Annotated in this window: 2 protein-coding genes; both read right to left on the bottom strand. The window is 35.7% G+C overall.

Going from position 1 to position 1656, the window contains the following annotated elements:
* Positions 1-340 precede the first annotated feature (340 nt).
* Positions 341-1306, bottom strand: coding sequence for a hypothetical protein (locus SH09_RS03620; protein WP_042738272.1), 966 nt, complete (start codon positions 1304-1306; stop codon positions 341-343).
* Positions 1306-1656 (bottom strand): RusA family crossover junction endodeoxyribonuclease (locus SH09_RS03625; protein WP_042738273.1); only part of this gene is annotated, 351 nt, incomplete at its 5' end. The genes SH09_RS03620 and SH09_RS03625, both read right to left, overlap by 1 nt.

Raw genomic sequence — 1656 nt, forward strand, 5'->3', positions numbered from 1 at the left:
TACCCTTTGTGCTCGTTCTTTTTCGGTTCTGTTTTGAGAACTCTACTTTCGAACTTTCCTTCCCTTAATTTGATATTGAATATTATTTTTATTATTTGATTGTTATTTCTATATTTCTCATATTCACTCTTTTTATTTATATTCTTGATGTTTATATTTTTATATATTCATGGTATATTAATAATTTAGCTTTTTTTAGGTTGTTGGTGGTTATTGGTTCTCATTTACGAACTACCTTCGGTTGATGGTTATAATATCTCCATTAATTCCTCTTAAACGTTGATTTGACGGCATAATAAAAACGCCATATATAAATACGGCGTTCGTTTTTTCGCTTATATTATCTTTTTCTATCTTCATGTCCGTGATAATTTTTCGGTTGACCACCTAGTTGATAAAACCTTTCGTACATATAACTTGATAGCTCTTGAAAGGTTGATTTTAAGCGGTTAAATGCGTTTCTAGTACCTATATATTCTCTGTTTTCTAGCAGCGCTCGTCGCGTATAGGCTACTTCTTTCGCAAATGCTACGTTTAAATCATAAGATTCTGACTGTCTATTTTTACTTTGAAAGTACTCTAAACCTGCGCTCTTAATAGGATTGAGCAAATCAAGAAGCGGCTCAGGATTAGGTCTTTTCCCTCGTTCTTCACCTATATCTGGCTTAGCATCCGTTAGTTCGTCTGCTTCTTTCGCAAACCCTGCATCCTCTAAGTCTCCGATGATATATTCAATCTCTTGTCTTACGTCTTCACCTTGTTCTAACGCCTGTCTATACGTCACGAAACTACTTATATACTCACTTCTAACACGCGATATCTGACTTATAATACTTTGTTTAACATCCTTATTCCCACTACCCATAGCTTCTACCAGTTCCATGAGTACATCGACCTCTTCTATGCTAATTCTCAGGCTCTTTAAGGTACGCCATACGCTGCTAATACTATCTGCATCTATTTTGCCCTCTAATTGCTCTCTAGCAAGCTTTAATCTGTTCAGAGATACATTGTTATCCTCATAACCATTTTCCTCTTCTATGACCTCTATATGCTCATCTATACGCTCGATCGCTCCATTGGCCACTGCTTTTACATCATCATCAACTTCGAACTCATCCGTATCTTGTTCTAACCTTTGTTGTATACGCCCAATTGTATGCGATAAATCACTATATTCTTTTCGCAATACATTCATGTACTCATAACGGTCTTCTAATGACCTTAAATACGGTTCCATTAGACCTTCCGCCTCGTCCATCATTGCCTCTATTTCTAAAAATTTATCTAAGTTTGATTTAGCCATTATTCAATCCCCCTAAGTATAATTTCTGTTCTCGGGTTATCCATTTCTTGAAATTTACCCATAGACACCATCGCAATGCGACTATCTTTAACATCTAAACCTTTAAAAATACTGTCTAATGCTGCTTTTAGTAAGTTATCAATATCTGGCGCTGTTGTTCTTGTAAGCTTTTTTAATCGTTTCTGACTTTTTGGTGCTTGTACATAAAACACGATTTCTGCTTTAACTCCTAAAGGCGTATTTAATACCTCGAAAAAAGTATCATCAAGTGCATTATCACGTTTTAATTGCGCCTGCACTGCATCTAAATACTCTACATAAGGTTGCGGGTAGTATGTGATTGTCTTTCC

The sequence above is a fragment of the Staphylococcus gallinarum genome (assembly GCF_000875895.1).
Lineage (GTDB): Bacteria > Bacillota > Bacilli > Staphylococcales > Staphylococcaceae > Staphylococcus > Staphylococcus gallinarum.

What these genes read in the sequence shown, in the direction of transcription:
- SH09_RS03620 (WP_042738272.1), bottom strand. Translation starts at nt 1,306, where the DNA reads ATGGCTAAATCAAACTTAGATAAATTTTTAGAAATAGAGGCAATGATG.